The following is a 428-nucleotide window of genomic DNA, read 5'->3' as shown; positions in this document are numbered from 1 at the left end:
TTCGTGAATCGCGTCGGTCTGTTCAGTTTCGACTTTGCGTGTTTTCTGATTGACGACGACAAATTCGAGTTTGTGAACATTAGCGACCGTGACATCTGGATAGTAAACTTCGGTCATCACGCCCTGCGCGAGCGTAAACCAGATTTTAGATTCGAGCGAAACAGACGTTCCGACCGCTTGTTTTCCGGCGGTCGCCCATTGAGCGTCTTTTCCCGGCGCACCTGGCGCGAGAATTTGCGCGGAAATATTGGAAAACAAAAGTAAAAATAGGTTGGCAATGACGAAAATGAACTTTGTATTTAATAATTTCACTTTTTGAATACCTCGGTCTTTTTGCAGAAGCCCGCACGAAGTAAGGGCGTAAGCGGTCAACTCGGCGCTCCACGCCCTTACTGCGTGCGGGCTTCCGCAAACGAGCGGACTCCAGC

At 49.5% G+C, this 428-nt stretch carries 1 protein-coding gene; it reads right to left on the bottom strand.

Going from position 1 to position 428, the window contains the following annotated elements; genetic code table 11:
* Positions 1-372 (bottom strand): hypothetical protein (locus I6F37_RS41105; protein ID WP_225154537.1); only part of this gene is annotated, 372 nt, incomplete at its 3' end.
* Positions 373-428 lie beyond the last annotated feature (56 nt).

The organism is Bradyrhizobium sp. NBAIM08, from assembly GCF_020193935.1.
GTDB classification, from domain to species: Bacteria; Pseudomonadota; Alphaproteobacteria; order Rhizobiales; family Xanthobacteraceae; genus Bradyrhizobium; species Bradyrhizobium yuanmingense.
This window is presented reverse-complemented; position numbering and strand designations above follow the sequence as displayed.